Origin of the sequence: Paenibacillus cremeus (genome assembly GCF_007786445.1) — a bacterium.
In the GTDB taxonomy this organism is placed as follows: domain Bacteria; phylum Bacillota; class Bacilli; order Paenibacillales; family NBRC-103111; genus Paenibacillus_G; species Paenibacillus_G cremeus.
On sequence record NZ_VNJI01000081.1, the window covers coordinates 1 to 19,584 of the forward strand.

Annotated in this window: 19 protein-coding genes and 2 pseudogenes; 8 read left to right on the forward strand and 13 right to left on the reverse strand. The window is 47.6% G+C overall.

Annotated features, from left to right (window positions below; all coding sequences use genetic code 11):
- Positions 1–166: 166 nt before the first annotated feature.
- The 4 genes from pckA to FPZ49_RS33580 are packed head-to-tail and all read right to left on the reverse strand — an operon-like array spanning position 167 to position 4,507.
- Complete coding sequence (gene pckA, locus FPZ49_RS33565; RefSeq protein WP_144854867.1) at positions 167–1,744, reverse strand: phosphoenolpyruvate carboxykinase (ATP); 1,578 nt, start codon at positions 1,742–1,744, stop codon at positions 167–169.
- Between the two features lie 25 nt (positions 1,745–1,769).
- Positions 1,770–2,837 (reverse strand): ABC transporter substrate-binding protein, encoded by a 1,068-nt coding sequence (locus tag FPZ49_RS33570; RefSeq protein WP_144854869.1) that lies wholly within the window; start codon positions 2,835–2,837, stop codon positions 1,770–1,772.
- Between the two features lie 28 nt (positions 2,838–2,865).
- Positions 2,866–3,717: an ABC transporter permease gene (locus FPZ49_RS33575; RefSeq protein WP_144854871.1), complete on the reverse strand. Its 852-nt coding sequence runs from the start codon at positions 3,715–3,717 to the stop codon at positions 2,866–2,868.
- Positions 3,695–4,507, reverse strand: coding sequence for an ABC transporter ATP-binding protein (locus tag FPZ49_RS33580; protein WP_144854873.1), 813 nt, complete (start codon positions 4,505–4,507; stop codon positions 3,695–3,697). The genes FPZ49_RS33575 and FPZ49_RS33580 overlap by 23 nt, the downstream gene beginning before the upstream one ends.
- Before the next feature lie 241 nt (positions 4,508–4,748).
- On the opposite strand from FPZ49_RS33580, the gene FPZ49_RS33585 reads away from it, so the two are divergent.
- From FPZ49_RS33585 to FPZ49_RS33600, 4 genes are all read left to right on the forward strand, one after another.
- Entirely contained in the window at positions 4,749–6,380 is a 1,632-nt protein-coding gene (locus FPZ49_RS33585; RefSeq protein ID WP_144854875.1) for an ATP-binding protein, read from the forward strand.
- On the forward strand, positions 6,370–7,071 hold the full coding sequence (locus FPZ49_RS33590) for a response regulator (RefSeq protein ID WP_144854877.1): 702 nt from the start codon (positions 6,370–6,372) through the stop codon (positions 7,069–7,071). Before FPZ49_RS33585 ends, FPZ49_RS33590 begins: the two co-directional genes overlap by 11 nt.
- A 166-nt stretch (positions 7,072–7,237) precedes the next feature.
- Positions 7,238–7,723 (forward strand): C40 family peptidase, encoded by a 486-nt coding sequence (locus FPZ49_RS33595; RefSeq protein WP_186446258.1) that lies wholly within the window; start codon positions 7,238–7,240, stop codon positions 7,721–7,723.
- A gap of 226 nt (positions 7,724–7,949) precedes the next feature.
- The gene (locus FPZ49_RS33600) at positions 7,950–8,723 is read left to right on the forward strand and encodes a C40 family peptidase (protein WP_144854881.1); all 774 of its coding nucleotides are present in this window, start codon (positions 7,950–7,952) and stop codon (positions 8,721–8,723) included.
- Here the strand turns inward: FPZ49_RS33600 and FPZ49_RS33605 are convergent.
- Positions 8,685–9,614: a hypothetical protein gene (locus FPZ49_RS33605; protein ID WP_144854883.1), complete on the reverse strand. Its 930-nt coding sequence runs from the start codon at positions 9,612–9,614 to the stop codon at positions 8,685–8,687. The genes FPZ49_RS33600 and FPZ49_RS33605 overlap by 39 nt on opposite strands.
- Before the next feature lie 269 nt (positions 9,615–9,883).
- Between FPZ49_RS33605 and FPZ49_RS33610 the strand changes: the two genes are divergently transcribed.
- Both FPZ49_RS33610 and FPZ49_RS33615 read left to right on the forward strand, forming a co-directional pair.
- Positions 9,884–10,660, forward strand: coding sequence for a COG4280 domain-containing protein (locus tag FPZ49_RS33610; protein WP_144854885.1), 777 nt, complete (start codon positions 9,884–9,886; stop codon positions 10,658–10,660).
- Between the two features lie 282 nt (positions 10,661–10,942).
- Complete coding sequence (locus tag FPZ49_RS33615) at positions 10,943–11,437, forward strand: Chromate resistance protein ChrB (RefSeq protein ID WP_144854887.1); 495 nt, start codon at positions 10,943–10,945, stop codon at positions 11,435–11,437.
- Between the two features lie 15 nt (positions 11,438–11,452).
- On the opposite strand, the gene FPZ49_RS33620 is transcribed toward FPZ49_RS33615, so the two are convergent.
- From FPZ49_RS33620 to FPZ49_RS33645, 6 genes are all read right to left on the reverse strand, one after another.
- Positions 11,453–11,899 carry a chromate resistance protein ChrB domain-containing protein gene (locus FPZ49_RS33620; RefSeq protein ID WP_144854889.1) on the reverse strand — a complete coding sequence of 149 codons (447 nt, stop codon included), beginning with the start codon at positions 11,897–11,899 and terminating at the stop codon, positions 11,453–11,455.
- Positions 11,900–12,081: 182 nt separating this feature from the next.
- Positions 12,082–13,185, reverse strand: a complete 1,104-nt coding sequence (locus FPZ49_RS33625) for a glycosyltransferase family 4 protein (RefSeq protein WP_222430008.1) — start codon at positions 13,183–13,185, stop codon at positions 12,082–12,084.
- Between the two features lie 132 nt (positions 13,186–13,317).
- Positions 13,318–13,881 carry an SF0329 family protein gene (locus tag FPZ49_RS33630; RefSeq protein WP_144854892.1) on the reverse strand — a complete coding sequence of 188 codons (564 nt, stop codon included), beginning with the start codon at positions 13,879–13,881 and terminating at the stop codon, positions 13,318–13,320.
- A gap of 228 nt (positions 13,882–14,109) precedes the next feature.
- On the reverse strand, positions 14,110–14,457 hold the full coding sequence (locus tag FPZ49_RS33635; RefSeq protein WP_144854894.1) for a hypothetical protein: 348 nt from the start codon (positions 14,455–14,457) through the stop codon (positions 14,110–14,112).
- A 43-nt stretch (positions 14,458–14,500) separates the two neighbouring features.
- Entirely contained in the window at positions 14,501–14,815 is a 315-nt protein-coding gene (locus FPZ49_RS33640; RefSeq protein ID WP_144854896.1) for a hypothetical protein, read from the reverse strand.
- Positions 14,816–15,128: 313 nt separating this feature from the next.
- Positions 15,129–16,124: an aldo/keto reductase gene (locus FPZ49_RS33645; RefSeq protein ID WP_144854898.1), complete on the reverse strand. Its 996-nt coding sequence runs from the start codon at positions 16,122–16,124 to the stop codon at positions 15,129–15,131.
- A gap of 212 nt (positions 16,125–16,336) precedes the next feature.
- Between FPZ49_RS33645 and FPZ49_RS33650 the strand changes: the two are divergent.
- Positions 16,337–17,261 (forward strand): annotated as a pseudogene (locus tag FPZ49_RS33650) (AraC family transcriptional regulator N-terminal domain-containing protein).
- A 153-nt stretch (positions 17,262–17,414) separates the two neighbouring features.
- Here the strand turns inward: FPZ49_RS33650 and FPZ49_RS33655 are convergent.
- On the reverse strand, positions 17,415–18,464 hold the full coding sequence (locus FPZ49_RS33655; RefSeq protein WP_144854900.1) for an NAD(P)-dependent alcohol dehydrogenase: 1,050 nt from the start codon (positions 18,462–18,464) through the stop codon (positions 17,415–17,417).
- Between the two features lie 184 nt (positions 18,465–18,648).
- Here FPZ49_RS33655 and FPZ49_RS33660 point away from each other — a divergent pair, with 184 nt between their 5' ends.
- The gene (locus FPZ49_RS33660) at positions 18,649–19,194 is read left to right on the forward strand and encodes a TetR/AcrR family transcriptional regulator (protein WP_144854902.1); all 546 of its coding nucleotides are present in this window, start codon (positions 18,649–18,651) and stop codon (positions 19,192–19,194) included.
- A 45-nt stretch (positions 19,195–19,239) separates the two neighbouring features.
- On the opposite strand, the pseudogene FPZ49_RS37165 reads toward FPZ49_RS33660, so the two are convergent.
- Positions 19,240–19,377 (reverse strand): annotated as a pseudogene (locus tag FPZ49_RS37165) (MFS transporter); the annotation flags it as partial.
- Positions 19,378–19,584 lie beyond the last annotated feature (207 nt).

The window sequence follows — 19,584 nt, forward strand, 5'->3', positions numbered from 1 at the left end:
GCCAGTCCCTCTCCATATGAAGATTGGACCTCTACTTCGGCTACGGCACTTTAAAGGGTAAAGTTACCGAGTGGATTTGAACCACCTAGACTGTGCGACTGCGAGGCGCACCAACAAACCCAGTACCGTCAGGTACTGGGCTTGTTGTACTTAAACTATAATCGGCCTACAACCGCGGTCCCGCGCTTCGTATAGCCTCCGCCGCCTCCGGGAACTTCTCGAAGTTGCGGATGAACCGCTCCGCGAGCTCTATTGCCGCCGCATCGTATGCATCTGCATCCGCCCATGTACTCCGCGGCTGGAGCACCCAGTCAGGCACGCCTGTTACCGCTTCCGGTATGCTTAGGCCGAATACCGGGTCAGTCTCAAAGGCGCCCTGCTCTATCGAGCCGTCGATCGCCGCGCTGACCATTGCCCGGGTATACTCCAGCTGCATCCGCTTGCCGGTCCCATACGGCCCGCCGGACCATCCTGTGTTGACAAGGTACACGCGCACCCTGTGGCGGTCGATTCGGTTGCCCAGCATTTCGGCGTATACGCTTGGCTTCAGTGGCAGGAAAGGCGCTCCGAAGCACGCCGAGAACGTAGCCTCTGGCTTGGTAACGCCCCGTTCTGTTCCTGCCAGCTTGGATGTATAGCCGGACAAGAAGTGATACATCGCTTGTTCCTTGGTAAGTCTGGCGATCGGCGGCAGCACCCCAGAGGCATCAGCGGTCAGGAACAGGATGACGTCCGGGTGACCGGCTATGCCGGGAATCACGGCTCCAGGAATATGGTCGATGGGATACGCCGCGCGCGTATTTTCAGTCAAGGAGCCGTCGTTGTAGTCAGCCGTTTGCGTCTGCGGATCCAACACGACATTCTCCAGCACCGCGCCGGAGCGTATGGCGTTCCAAATTTGCGGCTCCTTCGACTCGGTGAGCCCGATACACTTGGCGTAGCAGCCACCCTCGAAATTGAAGATCCCTTTTTCTGACCAGCCATGCTCATCGTCACCGATTAAGCGCCGGCTCAGATCAGTGGAGAGCGTCGTCTTTCCCGTCCCGGACAGTCCGAAGAACAGTGCTGTCGTTCCCTGCTCCCCCACGTTCGCCGAGCAGTGCATCGGTAACACGCCGCGGAACGGCAATAAGTAATTGAGCACGCTGAAGATCGATTTTTTCATCTCGCCGGCATACTGCGTTCCACCGATCAGCACCATCCTGCGCTCGAACGAGATGATGATAAAGGTTTCCGACCGTGTGCCGTCCACAGCCGGATCCGCCTTCAATCCGGGCAGGTCGTACACCGTAAATTCCGGCAGATGCGCCTCCAGCTCTTCCGCGTTTGGGCGGACGAACAGCTGACGTACGAACAAATTATGCCAAGCGTATTCGGTAACGACGCGAATCGGAAGGCGGTATGCCGGGTCCGCTCCAGCAAAGCCGTCGAACACGAACAGCTCGCGGCCTTGAACGTATTTTAATGCTTTTTGGTAGAAGCTCTCGAACTGCATCTCCGTGATGGGCTGGTTCACCTCGCCCCAAGCCACATGCTGAAAAACCGGCGCTTCGCGAACGATATATTTATCCTTGGGGGAGCGTCCCGTAAAGGCACCCGTCGTCGCCCGAAAAGCCTGCGTCGAAGAGAGTACGCCCTCCCCCTTGCTTACAGCGATCCGAGCCAGCTCGTCGGAAGGCAGATTATAATGCACGGTACCGGTAGACAGCAAGTGAGAGTACCGGACCTCACGCTCATTAATCATATTGAATCCAGCCCCTTAGTACCACTTATTTCACCTTGTCCACAAATTCGTTTGTAAACGTCTTGCTCAGATCGGTCTTCGTATCCTTCAGCTGAGGATTGAACGTTTGCAGCACCTCAAGCACCTTTTCCGGTCCGCCTGCAGGCATTTTTCCGTCCGGCGTGAACATAGAGAGGCTTGCTTGGAGCGCCTTTAGATACATGTCCTTGTCCCCTGCGTAATATTCCTTCGGCAGCAGGTCCGCAATCTGTTCGGCCGTGTGGGATGCGATATATTTCTCCGTCTTCACAAATGCATTCGCCAAATGCTGCACGACCTCTGGATTTTTCTTCACATAATCTGCATTCATGTACAGGCTTGCAGCCGGGTACGTACCGCCCAGCGTCTGCTTTGTGCCGGACGACGACTCCATATCGGCCAGCGAGGTCGCAAGACCTTTCGACTCCAGCAGCGCGATGGTCGGCTGAGAGGTAACGACCAGATCGATCTTGCCCTGCTCGAAGGCCGCAACCACCGTGCTGCCCGAGCCTACGGCGAGAGGCACATAATCCTTAGGCGTGTTGCCGCCCTTGGTCACCAGGTAGCTTGCAAGGAAATGCGTCGAAGCGCCGAGACTGGTGACACCGATATTTTTGCCCTTTAGATCCGCCAGCGTTTTGATCTGATCCTTCATTTTATTCGAGACCATCAGCCGTTGACCGGGAACGACGCCGAATTGGACGACCGTCTCCAGGTATTTGCCCTTCGACTGGATATCGATCGTATGATCGTAGTAGCCGACTACGCCCTGCACTTCTCCTGCGATCAGCGCCTGCTCCGCATTTACGCCTGAGGCTTGGCTGGTGAGCTCGACATCGAGGCCTTCATCTTTAAAATATCCTAGGTTCTCAGTCAGCTTCGCCGGCATGTAAATGATTTTTTCCAGCCCGCCGACCATAATCTGCACCTTAGGCAGCTTAGTAGGAGCGGATGAGCCTTGGGCTGCGGGCTTGGCGGTACCTCCGCCCGAAGTTGCACAGCCGCTTGTCACCAGCACCAGCGACAACAGAATAAATGCGCTTAGCTTCATCGAATGTCTTTTGTTCATTTTCATTGGAATTCTCCTCTTCACCATGTATTTTTTATTGACGCACGTGCCGCCAAGCGATAAACCGCTTCTCCAGCTTCCCTACAGCCCAATTGGTCGCGAGCGCGGTAATGGACAGCAGCACCATGCCAGCAAACACACCCGTTGTGTTAAACGCACCCTGCGCCTGGGCGATTAGGAAGCCGAGTCCCTTCGTCGAGCCGATGAACTCCCCAACCACCGCGCCGACAAGCGCAAAGCCGAAGCTCGAGTGAAGACTGGACAAGATCCATGTCAAAGCGGAAGGGATAATGACGTGCTGGGCGAGCTGCCTTCGGTTGGCTCCAAGCAGCCGCGCATTGTTCAACAGTGTGCGATCCACCTCTCTGACGCCCTGGAAAGCGTTGAAGAACACGATGAAGAAGGTCAGCGTAACCCCAAGCGCTACCTTCGACGGCATCCCGAGACCGAACCAAATAATGAAGATCGGCGCCAGTACGACCCGTGGAAGCGCATTCAGCATTTGAATGTAAGGACCGAAGATAACAGAGAGAATCTCGCTCCGTCCGAGAGCGAAGCCACCGATGACCCCCAGCACGACGCCTAGCAGGAAGGAGATGATCGTTTCTTCGAACGTGACGACAAAATGGGTGAGCAGCGGCCCCTGACTGGTGCCATTTACGATCCAGTCGATAATTTGCTTTAAAATCGCCAGCGGGCTGGAGAAGAAGAACGGATCGATCACTTGATTATCTGTCAACACCTGCCACGAGCCGAAGATCGCGATGAATACCAGCACCTGCATGCTCAGGTTTCTGGCTCTTATCTTCATGAGCCGAAGCTTCATTTCTTTCTTGCGGCTCACCACTTCATCATGCGAGTTGCTAAGCGCGGATTGCATGTGCATAGCTCGTCATCACCTCGTCTCTTAAGTCGTTCCAAATCTGTTCGTGCAGCTGCATAAAGCCCGGCTCGAAGCGAATTTCCGACACATTCCGCGGCCGCGTGAGATGGATGGGGTAATCCCCCTTGATCGTCGCGCCCGGACCGGCGGTCAGCACGATCACTCTGTCGCTCAGCGCGATAGCCTCCTCCAGGTCATGGGTGATAAAAATAACTGACGCGCGCGTTTCCTCCCAAATATTCAGGAGTTCATTCTCCATCAGTGACCGGGTATGCACGTCCAACGCCGAGAACGATTCGTCCATTAGCAAAATTTCCGGCTGTGTAATGAGGCATTGCGCGAGCGCCACCCGCTTCCGCATCCCGCCGGACAGCTGGTGTGGGTAATGCCCCTCGAAGCCCTTGAGACCCACCTTCTCAATCCAATGGCGGGCCTCGGCGTAAGCCTTGTCCTTCTTGATGCCCTTGAGCCGCAGGCTCAGCGAGACATTGTCAATGACGGTCTTCCACGGAAACGCATTCTCCGATTGGAAGACGCACACCGCCCGGGAATTAATACCATCAAGCAGCTTGTTTTGTATCTGAACCTGGCCGACAGTCGGCGCTTCAAAGCCTGCGATAAGACTGAGCGTCGTCGACTTGCCGCAGCCTGTCGGCCCGACAATGGAGCAAAACTCCCCTTTGCCGACCTTCAGATTGATATTTCTTAACACGGTATGAATTTCACCCGACGGTTTAACGAATTGCTTGGTGACACCCTGCAGCTCGATCATCGGTACTTCGGCAGTAGCCATAAGTTAGTTGATCCTCCTTTTATCGTTGCGTTTCTAAGGTGTATATAATGATTGCGCTTACATATCGAAGTATAGTATGCAACCGCTTACCTGCATAGTTTTCGGCAATATTACGAATAAATACCGATATAGCCAATTTTGACGATAAAAACAACGGACCGCACGGGACAGACCCCGTTCCTTTTTACCATGATCGGCATTAGTATTAGGAATATAGCGTTTACATGAAAGGGGTCCGACCATGATCTGGATGAACCAACTGAAGCTTCGGACCAAGATCAACCTGCTTGTTTTCTTGATTGTCGGAGTTGTGGTGCTGCTGACCATTGCCTCCATCGAATATTTGACGATCGAGCGTCAATTCGACGAAGCAGGCCAGCGTGCGCTAATGCTCGCCAGGACAACAGCGGCTCTGCCTGAAACGGTTCAAGCGTTTGCCTCACCGGATTCCGTGCTGAAGCTGCAGACGCTTGTGGAGACGATTCGTCAGAAGACGGGAGCTCAATTTATCGTTATAGCCGATATGGACCAAATCCGCATCGTTCACCCGAGCCCCAGCGAGATCGGCAAGCATATGGTTGGAGAAGACAACGGTCTGGTTCTGGAAGGACAAGATAGCATTACAATGGCAACCGGGACGCTCGGGCGCTCCATCCGCGGCAAGACACCGATCCGAGATGCGTCGGGGCAGCAGATCGGCATCGTCTCGGTGGGCTTTTTGGTAACTGCCGTCTGGCGGCAGATCGGACTCAACCTGCTGTGGATCGCATCGACCGGTTTTGTGGCTCTGCTATGCGGTCTGCTTGGCGCATACCTGCTGTCCGGCTCGATTAAGAAGCAGCTCTTCAACATGGAGCCCTTCGAGATCGCTTATCTCGCCCGGGAGCAGTCCGCCATACTTGAATCGATCCGCGAGGGCATTATCGCTGTCAACAGCCACGGCGACATTACGACATGCAACCACGAGGCGTCTAAAATGATCGGACTTGATGCGCGAGAGGTCATCGGAGAGCCCATCCGCTCTATTCTGCCTCATTCGCGCCTGCCTGAGGTGCTGCTGCAGGGCACGCCTCACTATGATCAGCCGATGATCATCGGCAATACGCTGGTCGTGGTGAACCGCGTTCCTGTCACCACGGAGGGGCGGGTCATTGGTGCCGTAGCTTCATTCCGGGACAAGCAGCAGCTGGATCAAATCAGCCACCGCATGTCCGATATCGGCAGGTATGTCGATACGATCCGAAGTCAGCGGCATGAGTTCATGAATAAGCTCCATTTGATCTCCGGCCTCATCGAGATGAAGGATTACGAGCTGGCGAAAAACATTATCGAGGAAGTCAATCACGATTATCAGAGCACGTTGGATTTTTTCCTGGCACATATTAAGGACCCGGCGATCGTCGGCATATTGATTGGCAAGCTGCATAAAGCTAAGGAGTTGAGCATCCCGCTGCACATTGACCCGTCCTCCTCGGTTCCGAACCTGGTTTCTCACCGGGAGCTGGTCATCACGTTTCTCGGCAACACTATCGAAAATGCATTCGAAGCGATCAACGCGGAATCGGAGACGGCCGCAAGGAAGACCCATCCCGACGCAGATCGGCAGGCGGATATTAAGGTATACCTCTATGAAGAACCGGAGCGACTAACGGTGAGCGTGAGGGATACGGGGCCCGGGATCGATCCTGCCCTTGGCCGGAGCGTGCTGCAGGATGGGGTAAGCACCAAGGGAGAAGGGCGCGGCACCGGGCTTGCATTGGTGCAGCGGCTGGCTGCCAATGCAGGAGGGACGATATCGGTCCGTTCCTCTTCCGAGGGTACGGAGCTGAAGATGATTTTACCGAAAGAGGGAGTGGAGAAGAGTGAATCCTAACCGTGAGATTCGCGTAGTCGTGGTCGATGACGATTTCATGATCGCCAAGATGCACGGCAAGTTCATAGACAGTATGGAGAGCTTCCATTGGGTGGGAACGGCGCACAGCTATACGGAGGCGCTCAAGCTGGTGGACGAGCTAGAGCCCGATCTGTTGATTCTCGATGTCTACATGCCGGACCGGTCAGGCATCGAACTGCTGCGCACGATTCGTGCCAACGGCTCTCATCCATGCGACGTGATCATGATTACGGCCGCCAAGGAGCTAGAAGTGGTGGAGGAAGGCTTCCGGCTTGGAATTATCGATTACTTGATCAAGCCGTTCAATCTGGAGCAGCTGCGGGGTTCTTTAAGCAAATACGCCCAATTCAAAAGCAAATTGACGGCCTCCAAGGAAGTCGACCAGCAAACGGTAGATCATCTCCGCAAGCTTCGCACCTCTCCTCCCTCCGACGCTATGCAGCCGCTGCAAAAAGGGATCGACCAGCGCACTCTGGATCGCATCAAGATGTGCCTGAAGGAGCAGAACGAGTATCTAAGCGCAGAGCAGATCGCGCAGCTGGCGGGTGTGAGCCGTTCGACCATGCGCACCTACCTCGTTTACCTAGTCGAGGCCGGCTCCGTGGAGGAGCTGCAGCAATACGGTACTGTGGGCCGGCCTCAGCGATTGTTCCGGGAGAAACGGGGCTAAAGACGTTTTCCAAACAAGCATATCTCATGTGGTGTGAAGAGCAGTTTCATGACTTTTGTATTTTACGCCGAAGGCTAAAAATCATTCATTGTCTTATTTTGGTGGTTGTTGTATGTGTCCAAAGTCCTGTAACATAGGGTTCACAAAACGACAAGGAGTGATATTCATGATGAAAAAAATGATGGTCACTTTCGCCGTTTGTGCGACTTTACTTGCTCCCGCTGCGTCGCTTTTCCCTACAAAGGCAAGTGCCGCTGCGACAAGCTACCCTGACGAAGGCAGAGATATCGCTTATACCGCTGGAACATATTCGGGTAAGGTAAAATACAGCTTTGGCACTAACAACCCGTCAAACCTCGTACTCGACTGCTCGGCGTTTACAAAATACATTTACGGCTTATATGGCATCGACCTTCCGTGGGGTTCGAAAGCACAAGCAAATATGGGTCAAAGAATTTATAAAGAATCCGATCTACAGCCTGGTGACCTTGTGTTCTTCAGCGTAGGCACACCGGGACAAATCAATCACGCGGGCATTTATGCAGGCAACGGACAGTTTATCGGCAATAGCCCAAGTGTTGGCGTTTCCACATTCAGTATGACAACAGGATACTGGGCAGACCGCTTTATCAGCGGCGTGCGAATGTTATAAAGAGACCTTTTGCGGGTCTCTTTTTTGTTTCAATTTTTCATACACTTCTACCGTCAAAAAATGGACAGCGAATTCACGCTGCACAAAGCCAGCCGCATATCCCAATTGTGTCACTAAAAAAGTTATCAAAAAAAGAGAAATTGATTCTTCAGATGTAAAATTGTTTCCGATGTATACTATTTAACCTCAATTGAAATAATACCCTTAAAAAAAGGGGTTAGTATGCATGAAAATAAAAATTTTGTATATTATTTTTGTCCTTCAAATCTGTTTTGGAGCAGGTTGTTCAAACCAGAATCAGCTAAAAGAACAGTCCAGACAAGGTACGGAAAAGTTGGTCTCCCTCTCGGAGGCAGCGAAAGAGCATAATCTCAAGGTGACCTTTGATTCCGGCTCCAATTCATTTTTGGTGGGAGAAACCGATCCCATTTATCGTTTAAAGGCAAATGATACAACCGTCATCTCGGGTAATTCTACGTTTACAATCCCGGAAGCCCCCGAAAGCACAAACGGAGATCTGCTATTAACAACAGCATCACTAAATAAACTTTTTTCACAGCCAGAGCCAGAGCCGACATCCAATACCATGAAAATAAAAGCTTTTTCGCTGAATGCTGTTAACCCTGATGATATCATTTCGTTTGCTAAACAATTTTGGGGCACACCCTATCAATTCGGTGCAGGCCCCTATCCAGATTCACATGCATTCGATTGTTCTTCTTTTATGCAATATATTTTCGGACATTCTGGCATTTCACTTCCACGCTCATCCCGGGAGCAATCAACAATGGGCACGACGGTCGATCTTTCAAGCTTAAAGCCAGGTGACTTGCTTTTTTTTAACTCCGAGGGTTCATCCAATCGTATGATTACTCACGTTGGTATGTTCATTGGAAACAATGAGTTTATTCATACGTTTGGAGCGCCAGGCGTTACGATTGCACCTCTAAATAATTACTGGTTAGGCCGATTTCAATGGGCAAAACGAATCATTAGCTAATAATGTGAATGCAAAAAAACACCGTCTATTCACTGTCCAAGACGGTGTTTCTTTTTCACTTAAGCTGCTTATCCAAACAAAACCTGTCCCAAGTAAGAGTCTTTGCTTGCTACACCTGGAAGAACCGCAAAATATCCTCCACCCGTAGTCACCGTGCAGGGCTTCGAGTCCTTCTCTTAACAAAATGGTTGTAGCATCAAGCATGGTGTAGCTCGTTTTACCCGCTAACGGCCCAAGCGCTTCATGCATGCGATCAACGGTCATCGCAGCTTCTTTCGAGTTAATTGGTTCTGCGCTCAGCAATGCATAGGCAGTGACCATGTCTCTTTCCATTAGGGTATATACCGATGATGACTGCGTTAAGACGATCCCTTCGATGTCAAGCCAGGAGCTCCGAAGCTTCTGAATGCTCGCTTTGGCTCCTTCAAAATTGCTTTGTTTTAATTGCTCCTGCGTGGTTTCAAGCAAAGCAACTAGGGAAGCAATCGAGACCTTCTCACTGCTTTGGCCCGCTTGTCCGAAAGCATCCAGCTTTCCGGAGATGAAGTTTGCATTGAACTCGTGCAGTGCTTTCAAAGCCTCTATAAGCTTGGTTTGGTCAATGGGCTGTTTCAAAGCAGCAAAGGAAACTTCTCCCATCGCTCCCTCGATCTTCTGATAAGCCGCCAGTGATGTTACCTTAATGCCGTCCTCTATCGTGAGCCAGTTGGTTTGAAACTTATCATAAAGCTTGAATGCATCCTCTACCTTGCCACTTTGTGCTAATTGAATGGCTTGTTGTATGTCTGCATCGGCTTTTTTCAGATCATCTTCCCCTTTAGCACTTGCGTAGACAGGAATAGATAACATCAAAAGAAGAACGATCCAACAAATAATCCCAACTTTACGCATATATCCCCCTACCTAAACTTGAAATTTTTCCGGTCTAATTGATATCGATAATCATTATCAATTCACTCAATCTATTTTACTCACGTTATGAAATATGTCAATTGCAAAATAATCAGATTGACAACTACCGTGATAATGCCACTCGTATTAATGTTTACCGGATAAAAACAACTGGAAAAATATATATTTACAAATGCCGTGTCCTCCTCTATGATACATGTAACAACAGTTACACTGTGACCATTGTTACATATTAAGGAGGGTAGGGAATGAACTTTTATTTGATTTTGGCCAGCTTTCTTGGCACGGCCGTAGAATTCGTTGAAGCTCTGACCATCGTTCTCGCTGTTGGGGTCGTGAAGGGATGGCGAAGTTCACTCTCCGGTATGGCGCTTGCCATTGTCTGCTTAGTCGCTTTAGTAGCGTTGTTTGGTGTTCCGCTAATGAAGCTTGTCCATTTAGGTACATTTCAGCTCGTGATTGGTATTCTAATGACCCTGTTCGGTATGCGCTGGCTTCGTAAAGCGATCCTTCGTTATTCCGGTCTAAAGGCGCTGCACTTGGAGAACGAGGCTTTTGAGGAGGAATTGGCGAGGCAGCGTAAGGATGGGAATGCAGGCAAGAAAATGGATTGGTTCGGGTTTATGACCACATTTAATATAGTGCTGCTTGAAGGCGTCGAGGCTATTTTCATCGTTCTTACACTAGGCTTAGCTGCAGATTCATTGGTGTCCTCGATCCTTGGCAGCGTACTTGGCTTGGTTATTGTCGTCATTACAGGTGTATTGCTAAGGAAGCCGCTAGCCATGATTCCGGAAAATACGATGAAATTTGTAGTCGGCTTGATGCTTAGCGGCTTTGGCGTTTTCTGGGTCGGTGAAGGTTTAGGGGTGGAATGGTGGCATGAAGACATTTCCATTCTCGTTCTAATCGCTATCTTGCTTGTTCTATCCATGGTTTGCGTTGGAATATTGCGAAATCTACAAAATCGGAAGGTGAATCTCCGTGAAGGCAGCGCTAAAGACCGTATTGGGGCTCATCATTGATGATTGGTGGCTGGCGATTGGGCTGATCGTATCGATAATAATTACCGGATTACTGCTGAAAAGCGGCTTTGACCCCTCATGGGCCTCATGGTTGCTAACCCTGTTCACCGTCGTAACACTAATTCTTAGTCTATCTATGGAGTATCGTAGAAAGCATAGGCAGTAAGCAAAAAAACAGCGGCACCTTTACCGTTCATCGGTGGAAGGTGCCGCTGTTTTTGTTGTGTGGTATTATAATAGGTAATTACACGATGTACGTGGAAATGAAGGAGAACCATGCAAATGAAATGGATCCTATTTATTTATAAAGTGCCTCCGAAGCCAACCAAATATCGCACCTATTTGTGGCGTGAGCTCAAGCGCTTTGGAGCTATTTATTTACAGGACGGCGTCTGCTTGCTTCCCGATGCGGACGACGTACATTTGTTTGTCGGTGTGCTTGGCGATAAGGTTCAAGAGTTTGGCGGCCAGGAATATACCCTACTTTCAACCACCTTTTCACCTGATAAGGATCAAGAAATGGTTCATCAATTTAACGCTGTTCGCACAGAAGAATATACCGAGCTTCTTCCCGCCATCCGTAAGCTAGAGGGCTTATTAGAAGAAGAGGAAAGCTGGGAATTCGATGACGAGCAGATGCAAAAAATTCGCGAGGAATTCCGCAAGCTGACGAGACAATTCCAAAGCATTGAATCCCGGGATTATTTCGAATCCGACATGGGCCGGAATGTACGCCTGCAGCTGGACCAATTACGAAGACAGCTCGTCAGCTTTTAATGGATTGTCAGTATGTTACCTTTTCAGACGGCTTCCCTCACCGGTTTTACGTTCGCACCAAGCATATAACGCATCATACATGGGAAGCTGCAGCTTAATCTTCTCGTGGTCACTAATCCCAAGGTAATGGAATCCGAAGGCGATGGCCCGCAGCCCTGCAGATTCCGGAGTAATATCGATATCGATCGGGATATCCGCCCCATGAATGATCGAGCCCATCATGGCCAAAGCAGGATTATCATTCAGCTCATATTTAATCAGCATCGATTCAAAGCTGCACCGCCCATAGTGATGACCGAGCTCGACACCTTTCATATCAAATGGAATCCCATCCGTAATTAGCACCGGATTTGTATCATTCGGGACAAACTCAAAGATGGCCTCCGGATCAATAAATTTCAATATGAGCCATGGACAAGCCACCCGCTCTACATTCGCATGTTCTCTCGTGACCCATTTCACTCTAACCCAACTCCTGACTGCGTAAGAACTCTTCTTAATTATATACCACGAGTTTAGACAAAGACATCGCTAGTGAACATTTTTCAATCCGGTAAATTGCCGGAAGCCATTTTGTGTAATCCGCATAGGAAAAAGCACCGCGGCGCACACGGTGCTCTATGGTTTAATAATAGCACTTTCCTTTATTGGGAAATATTTGAAGTATAAATCTTTTCAAGTTTTCTTGCTGCGGCACGCCAACTGAACTTTTCAGTAACATCTATGCGGGCTTGCTTTGACAGTTTTTTTGCTAAAGAAGGATTTTGCGCTAAGTTCGTAATTTCTTTGGCAAAAGCTTCAGGGCTTCGGTAGTTTGTAACTAAAATTCCATTCTGTTGATGGTTTATGATCTCAGGAATCCCACCATTCCTAGATGCAATCGTAGGAATACCGGATGCCATAGCTTCCACATTCACTAAGCCAAACGCTTCATGTCCCTGAGAGGGACAGACGAAACAGTCCCCTGAGCGATAAAACCCTGGCATTTGACTGCGCGGGACATAGCCCTTAAATGTAACTGAAATTCGAAGAGATGATGCGAGTTCCTTCAAGTATTTCTTGTAGCTAAGCTTGCCAGTACCGCCAGCTATATGAAGCCTTGCGGAAGGAATGGATTTTCGCACGATCTTAATCGCTTTCATGAGTACTGGTATCCCTTTGCGGGGGATTAGTCTTCCTGCAAAAAGAATTACAAAAGGTCGATGAGCACTTGTAGTTTTCTTTTTTCGGGGTCGAAATTGATCAAGATCAACGCCTAAATGAACGTAACGTACCTTACCACTGATTGCTGGAAAGGTTCGTTTCAAATGATTTTGCAAAGATAGGCTGTTGCCAACAATACAATTTGCACCGCTTAGATCGCTCGCGGCTTGTTTCTTGGTTGTCATTGGAGAGGAGATGAATGTAGTTGAATGCAAAAAAACAGAAATTTTCGTATGCGGGAATGCTTTTCTAACCGTGGGTACGAATCTAGGACGATTATCTATCTGAATCATATCGTAATGCTGACCCTTGACAGTTTTAATTACATTGGATAGATAATCATGTTTGTTTCTTCCAGCAACTCTAATTAGAGTGATATTTCCCAGTATCTTTTTCTTTGGATAGCCGGATCGCAGCCGACTAATAATGGTTACCTGATGCTCAGGAGAAATATTTCTGGCAATTTGATAGATACTGTGTTCCACAGAGCCTCCTACAGGGGGAGGAACGGGAATTTGTTCTGGAGCAATAATCAGAATATGCATGATGAAGAAAATCACCTCTTGTCTTCTTCTTCTCATTTGAGTTATCATATTCAGATTATTCATGCAGGCCATTGGAGTAGCGTCTATCCACAAGATTAAATTTCATTTCGCAAAGAAGTGAGTTATTTACTTTCATAACGTATTCAGCCGCAGTTCAAAGAAATACTGTACAATTGGATGCTTTAACTTCATCCTTTCGGTCATGTTTAAAATTCGCTTTTTCCCAACTCGTCTGTCAACCAACGCTAGAATATTCAATAAGATATCATCGCTCTCTAGGCTTTCCTCTATAGAAATGGATAAAAATCGATTAGCTACAACGATAAAATTTGATTTACTTAATGATGACTGTGCTGACAAAAGCTCCTTTGCATGTTCTGATATTTTTCTATTTCTTGCGATTACTTTTAAACGTTCCTCCGGGACATTCCCTTTGGTATCTTTTCTGACCGCTTCAATTTCTTCGTTGTCGATAGGAAGCTGGATATCTGAATCATTCTTAATTTCCAACTCCGTCTGATACCATCTGATTAAGGTATCGCTCATATTGAGTACGTTCTTTTTGTCTACAGCAATATAACAAAGTCCTGCTTTATCTGGTAAATAACGGTAGCTGGTTGAAAGGTACTCGACCCTTCCATATAGCGCAGGACAGAGAAAACTCTCCAGATGTTGCTTCAATTTACTCCAGGCCATTTCATCCTCCCATGTTTAAAATGCCTATAGAGGCACTCGTTCTATATTATCCATAATACAATAACCAACACATCGATCAAAAAGCAACCTTTAACCCCAACCTCCCTTCAAAAGCGAAAAAGCTGACACCGGTTGAATACCGGCGCCAGCTTGCAGCCTAGGGCTTTTTCATTGGTCCGCTGAATGGGGTCTTGACCATCGCGGTACAGCGCTATTTTGTATTTTGTCTTAAGTGACTTTATTGATCAGATTATCAATGGCGTTTACGAGCCGATCAAAGCCATTTGTAATGGCCGTTTCGATGCGATTCAAACCGTTACCGAATGCAGCTAACAACTCATTTTGATGACGTAGTTCTGCGGTTTGCTGCTGGATTGAGCTGCTTACATTCCCTATTTGGTCGCTTAGTCCTCCGATCGCCATCACGATACTAACCAACGCGATCAGTACAACGATCATCCATACCCAACCTTGATTGTACCATGGGCGGTGATACACTCTCGTCGGTGCTTCCTGGAAAGTATGCTTCACATGCTGATCATCTCTGGAATTATTCAAGTGATTCATGTCGTTCATGCCATCACTCCTTTTCCGTCGAAACCTTCGAGACAGGTATGCCTTATAGGATCTCTTGTTCATTTTGCATGATGGTTTTGGCTCTCTCCATGTCACGTTGGTGTACCTTCAGCATGATCACTGTTCCAGCATCGTTTGGCATCCTATCCATAGGATTCATAAAGCTTGTGCTTCCTACGGCTCCCTCTTCCGTGACCAGCTTACATTTAATCTTATTTGATTTAAAATGCGAGTACATGACCTCTACCTGCTCGCTATTTTCCCTTGTTGCCGAAAGCAGTACCTTCCAATTCCTGCCTCTGATCCAGAACCATACACCCAGCAATACGACAGCCAATAACAAAATACCAAAACCCATGTTAACACCACCTTAGGCAAAATTTTATGCATTCAGGATTGGATGTTACGATGGTTGCGATATCTGTTTTTTGGGTTGTTAAAGCTTTCGGCACGGTGGAATCGTTTGGTGGGGTAGTTTCAGAATTTGGGCTTGTTTGTCGATTGTGTCACCGGCGCAAGCTTATCCCACATTCGGGACGAGCAACAGTGAATCTCGTGTTCTATTGCTCCATTGTTTAAAACTACTTTTTGCATTTGGAATCCCCCCGTTTTTCTGAATCAAAGAAACAGAGCAGCGTATTAACCCTGCTCCTGCTAAAAACCTCATCAATCTATAGTGCACCAACTACCGGATGTGGCACATAAGGTTCTTCTAAGAATGCAATTTCTTCAGGTGTTAATGTAACGGATAAAGCACCCACTGCATCTTCAAGATGGGATATTTTCGTCGCTCCGATAATAGGTGCTGTTACCGGCTCTTTTTGTAATAACCAAGCCATTGCGATTTGTGAACGAAGAACACCGTACTTTTCTGCTAGTTCAGCAACACGCTCTGCAATTAATCGGTCAGTAGATACAGTTGCATCGTACTTCGATCTCTGAGTTTTGTCTGTTTCGGAACGAAGAGTGGTTTCCGACCAATCACGCGTCAATCTTCCTGACGCGAGCGGACTATATGGAGTTACCCCGATTTTTTCCTCCTTACAAAGAGGCAGCATCTCCCGTTCTTCTTCACGGTAAATGAGGTTTAGGTGGTTCTGCATGGATACAAAACGAGTCCACCCATTTTTCTCTGCCACATTTAATGCCTTTAGGAACTGCCACGCATACATGGCGGAAGCGCCAATATATCTCGCTTTACCAGCTTTCACAACGTCATGTAATGCTTCCATTGTCTCCTCGATGGGCGTGTTGTAATCCCAGCGATGGATGATATAAAGGTCTATATAATCAGTTCCCAAGCGTTTAAGACTCTTATCAATTTCACTCATAATATGTTTTCGGGAGAGACCTTTGCTGTTCGGACCTTGGCTGTTTAAATCTTTACCCATCGGAAAATATACCTTTGTTGCGAGAACAATTTCATCTCGATGGGCATAATCCTTTAGGGCACGTCCAACAAACTCCTCACTTGTTCCATCGGAATAGACATTTGCTGTATCAAAGAAATTAATACCTAGTTCAAGGGCTTTTTTGATTACAGAACGACTGCTTTCTTCATCGATTACCCAAGGGTGAACCCAGCGTTCTTTCTCACCAAAGCCCATACATCCAAGACAAAGTCGAGATACGTCCATTCCGGTGTTTCCAAGTTTCACATAGTCCATTTTCTTTTTCCTCGCTCTCCAGATATCTCGATCTTCGAAAGTGCAGCATTCAAATCACTCAATACGGCCCCCCTTCTCTTATTATGCGATATATGGAAAACACTGCGTTATCTCGATAATCTTAAATGATTGCCCAATCCTATCACTGTACTAACGTTATGGAGTTAAATGCTTTATAATGAGAACAGAACAATTCGGCAAAGGAGGATCCTATTACGGTGGAAATCCTACACAAGCAGAATGAACTCTCCAAACTCATTGCAAGCCATAGTGGTAAGAACGGCGTCTATGCATCGGCGATCCCCTCTTTGTTTCTCATTCATCATTCCGAAGTGACACAACCCGTTTACAGAGTCTATAAACCCTCTTTTTGTTTCATTGCACAGGGCTTGAAAGAGATTCTGTTGGCACAGGAGCGTTTTGAGTATGGTCCGGCTAACTATTTGGTTTCATCAATGAATCTGCCGGTAATCGGCCAAGTGATCAAGGCTTCACCGAACACACCTTATTTGAGTTTGAAGCTGGAATTTACATCTGATCAAATTTTTGAAGTTTTGAAAGAATGCGATGCAACAACAATGAAAGAAAATACAAAACGGGCATTGTATGTTGGTAAGATAGAGGCCCCCATACTGGACGCGGTACTTAGGTTAGTTCAACTGTTGGAACATCCGGAAGATATTCCTTTCCTTGCTCCAGCTTATAAAAGAGAAATACTGTATAGGTTGCTGCAAGGGCCATACGGCATAACTTTAGCGCAAATTGCTATGGAAAGAAGCAAGCTTTCGGATCAGAGAAACGATTGAACAAATCACAAATTACTGGGACCAGCCTTTACGGATCGATGAGCTTGCAGCGATCGCCAACATGAGCGTTCCGACATTCCACAGACATTTTAAAGAGCTAACCGCTATGAGCCCCATTCAATTTCAGAAACATCTTCGATTGCAGGAGGCCCGGCGCCTGTTACTATCGGAGTCGACAGATGCCGCTGATGTCGCATTCCGGGTAGGTTATGAAAGTGCATCTCAATTCAGCCGAGAGTACTCCCGTATGTTTGGTGCTCCTCCAAGAGCCGATATTAAGCAGTTAAAGGAAAAATATGACCAACGGATACACTCCTCATCCATGCTATAAATACATCAAATAGCCCAAGGGCAACCGCCTTTGGGGATCGCAAAGCAGAGAATTGTAGAAAGAAAGACAGCGATTCCGCTGTCTTCTTTTGTTGTATATTTATATTGAATAACCGGCAAATATTCAATGGGGGATGCCCGCCTTAGATAATCATTATTCGTTCCCCATCGTGCTGATGTCGATAACAAATCGATAACGGACATCGGATGCTAGTACGCGCTCCCAGGCTTCATCAATCTGCTTGGCGGAAATCACCTCGATCTCAGGAGCGATTTGATTTTCAGCGCAATAGTCTAGCATTTCCTGCGTTTCGCGAATGCCACCGATCATCGACCCAGCGAACGACCGTCGATGAGGGATAAGTGAGAATACTTGAACCGGCAACGGTTCCGCTGGCGCACCGACATTGACCAATGTGCCGTCCAGCGCCAGCAAGGAAAGGTAGGCATTAATATCAATTTTCGCGCTCACGGTATTAATGATCAGGTCGAACGAGCCTGCCAGCTTTGTGAACGTCTCAGAATCGCTCGTAGCATAATAATGGTCTGCGCCAAGCTTCAAACCGTCTTCTTTCTTCTTCAAGGTTTGCGATAAAACCGTAACCTCTGCCCCCATGGCATGAGCGAGCTTCACTGCCATGTGTCCAAGCCCTCCAAGTCCAACGACAGCTACCTTTTTGCCAGGGGCAGCTCCCCAATGGCGCAGCGGCGAATACGTTGTAATCCCGGCACACAGCAATGGAGCAGCAACGTCAAGCTCCATACCATCAGGAATTCGAACCACAAAGTCTTCGGTTACGACGATATGAGTGGAATAACCCCCCTGCGTATATTGCCCGTACCGATCGATGGCTGCATAGGTGCCCGTATTACCGTTAAGACAATACTGCTCCTCTCCCTTATGGCAAGGATCGCACTCCCCGCAGGAGTCAACCATGCAGCCAACCCCTACTCGGTCGCCAACGGCATATTTGGTGACTTCCGAACCAACTTGGGTAACGATTCCTGCGATCTCATGCCCTGGAACGAGAGGATAGTTTACCGGTCCCCAATCGCCGCGAGCGGTATGGATGTCAGAGTGGCAAATCCCAGCATATTTAATCTCAATGAGGACGTCGTGCGGCTTAAGATCCCTGCGCTCTATCGTAGTTAGTTTAAACGAATCTTCCGAACTGAATACAGCACGCGCATTAGCAGTAATCATTATGTAACCTCCTGCAATTTATGAATATTTTTTTACAATAAACACTACACGATTAATCAACATCTGTTTATAATTATAAGTGAAACCAAGATGCTTTCAATGGTTAAAAGAACGTAATTCGTTGTTTATTCAACAAATTCATATCATTTGTTTATTATTTTAATGAAAGTCTGGTGATCTAGCGATGCCGAAGATAGACAGAAGAATTATCAAAAGCCAAGAAGCCATAAAAAAGGCCCTTATCGAACTGATGTCTGAAAAAAGCTTTGATTCCATAACTATTCAGGATATATCTGACAGAGCGAATGTTAACCGGGGAACCATTTACCTTCACTATCAAGACAAATTTGATCTATTAGATCAAATCATGGAAGAGCATATAACCAATATGGGTAATTTTTGCGAGTCGGCCGCTGAAATGGATTTTATAGAGTCGACTGTACACTGCATGGAATATTTAGAGAGTAATTATTTATTTTTTTCGACGATGTTAGCAAGTGAAGGCGCCCCCTATTTTCGTAGTCGGTTTCTAAAGTTTAATATCGAAGAGTTCAGGAAAGATGTGGACATAACGAAAGGCAAAAATGCTGGTCGTAATGAAGAGGTCATTGTTCAATTTGTTGCCAATGCTTACGTAGGAATCGTGGAATGGTGGTTAAAAAATGGAATGCCTTACCCACCTCGTCAGATGGCAGAACAAGTGGGGGACTTGTTAGAGCGGATTATATAATGGCGTTCAAAGGCTAGGTAATTGGTTTGCCGAGCCTTATTTGCTTTATCTAGAAAGTTGTTGCTTGGGAGCCAACATGTGATTTCTTAGTAGAATGGATACCAAACTTAAGAGCAATGATAGTAATCCCACGAATACGACGTATTGCGTACCCATTTCTGATATAAAAAGTCCCCCTACTGCTGCACGAGGCCACTGAAGAACTTACGTTTTTTTCCCGGCCGGCGAGTTCAACCAAAAAGAAGACATTTATTCCCATTTTGTAGAGGAGATGTCTTCTTTTTTTGACCCTATTCGGTTGTATTCCTCAATGATCCTTAGTCGGCTATTCTCAATATCCGCTTTAGATTCACCGCAAATATGGCCATCGCACCTTGCAACTGCATGCCA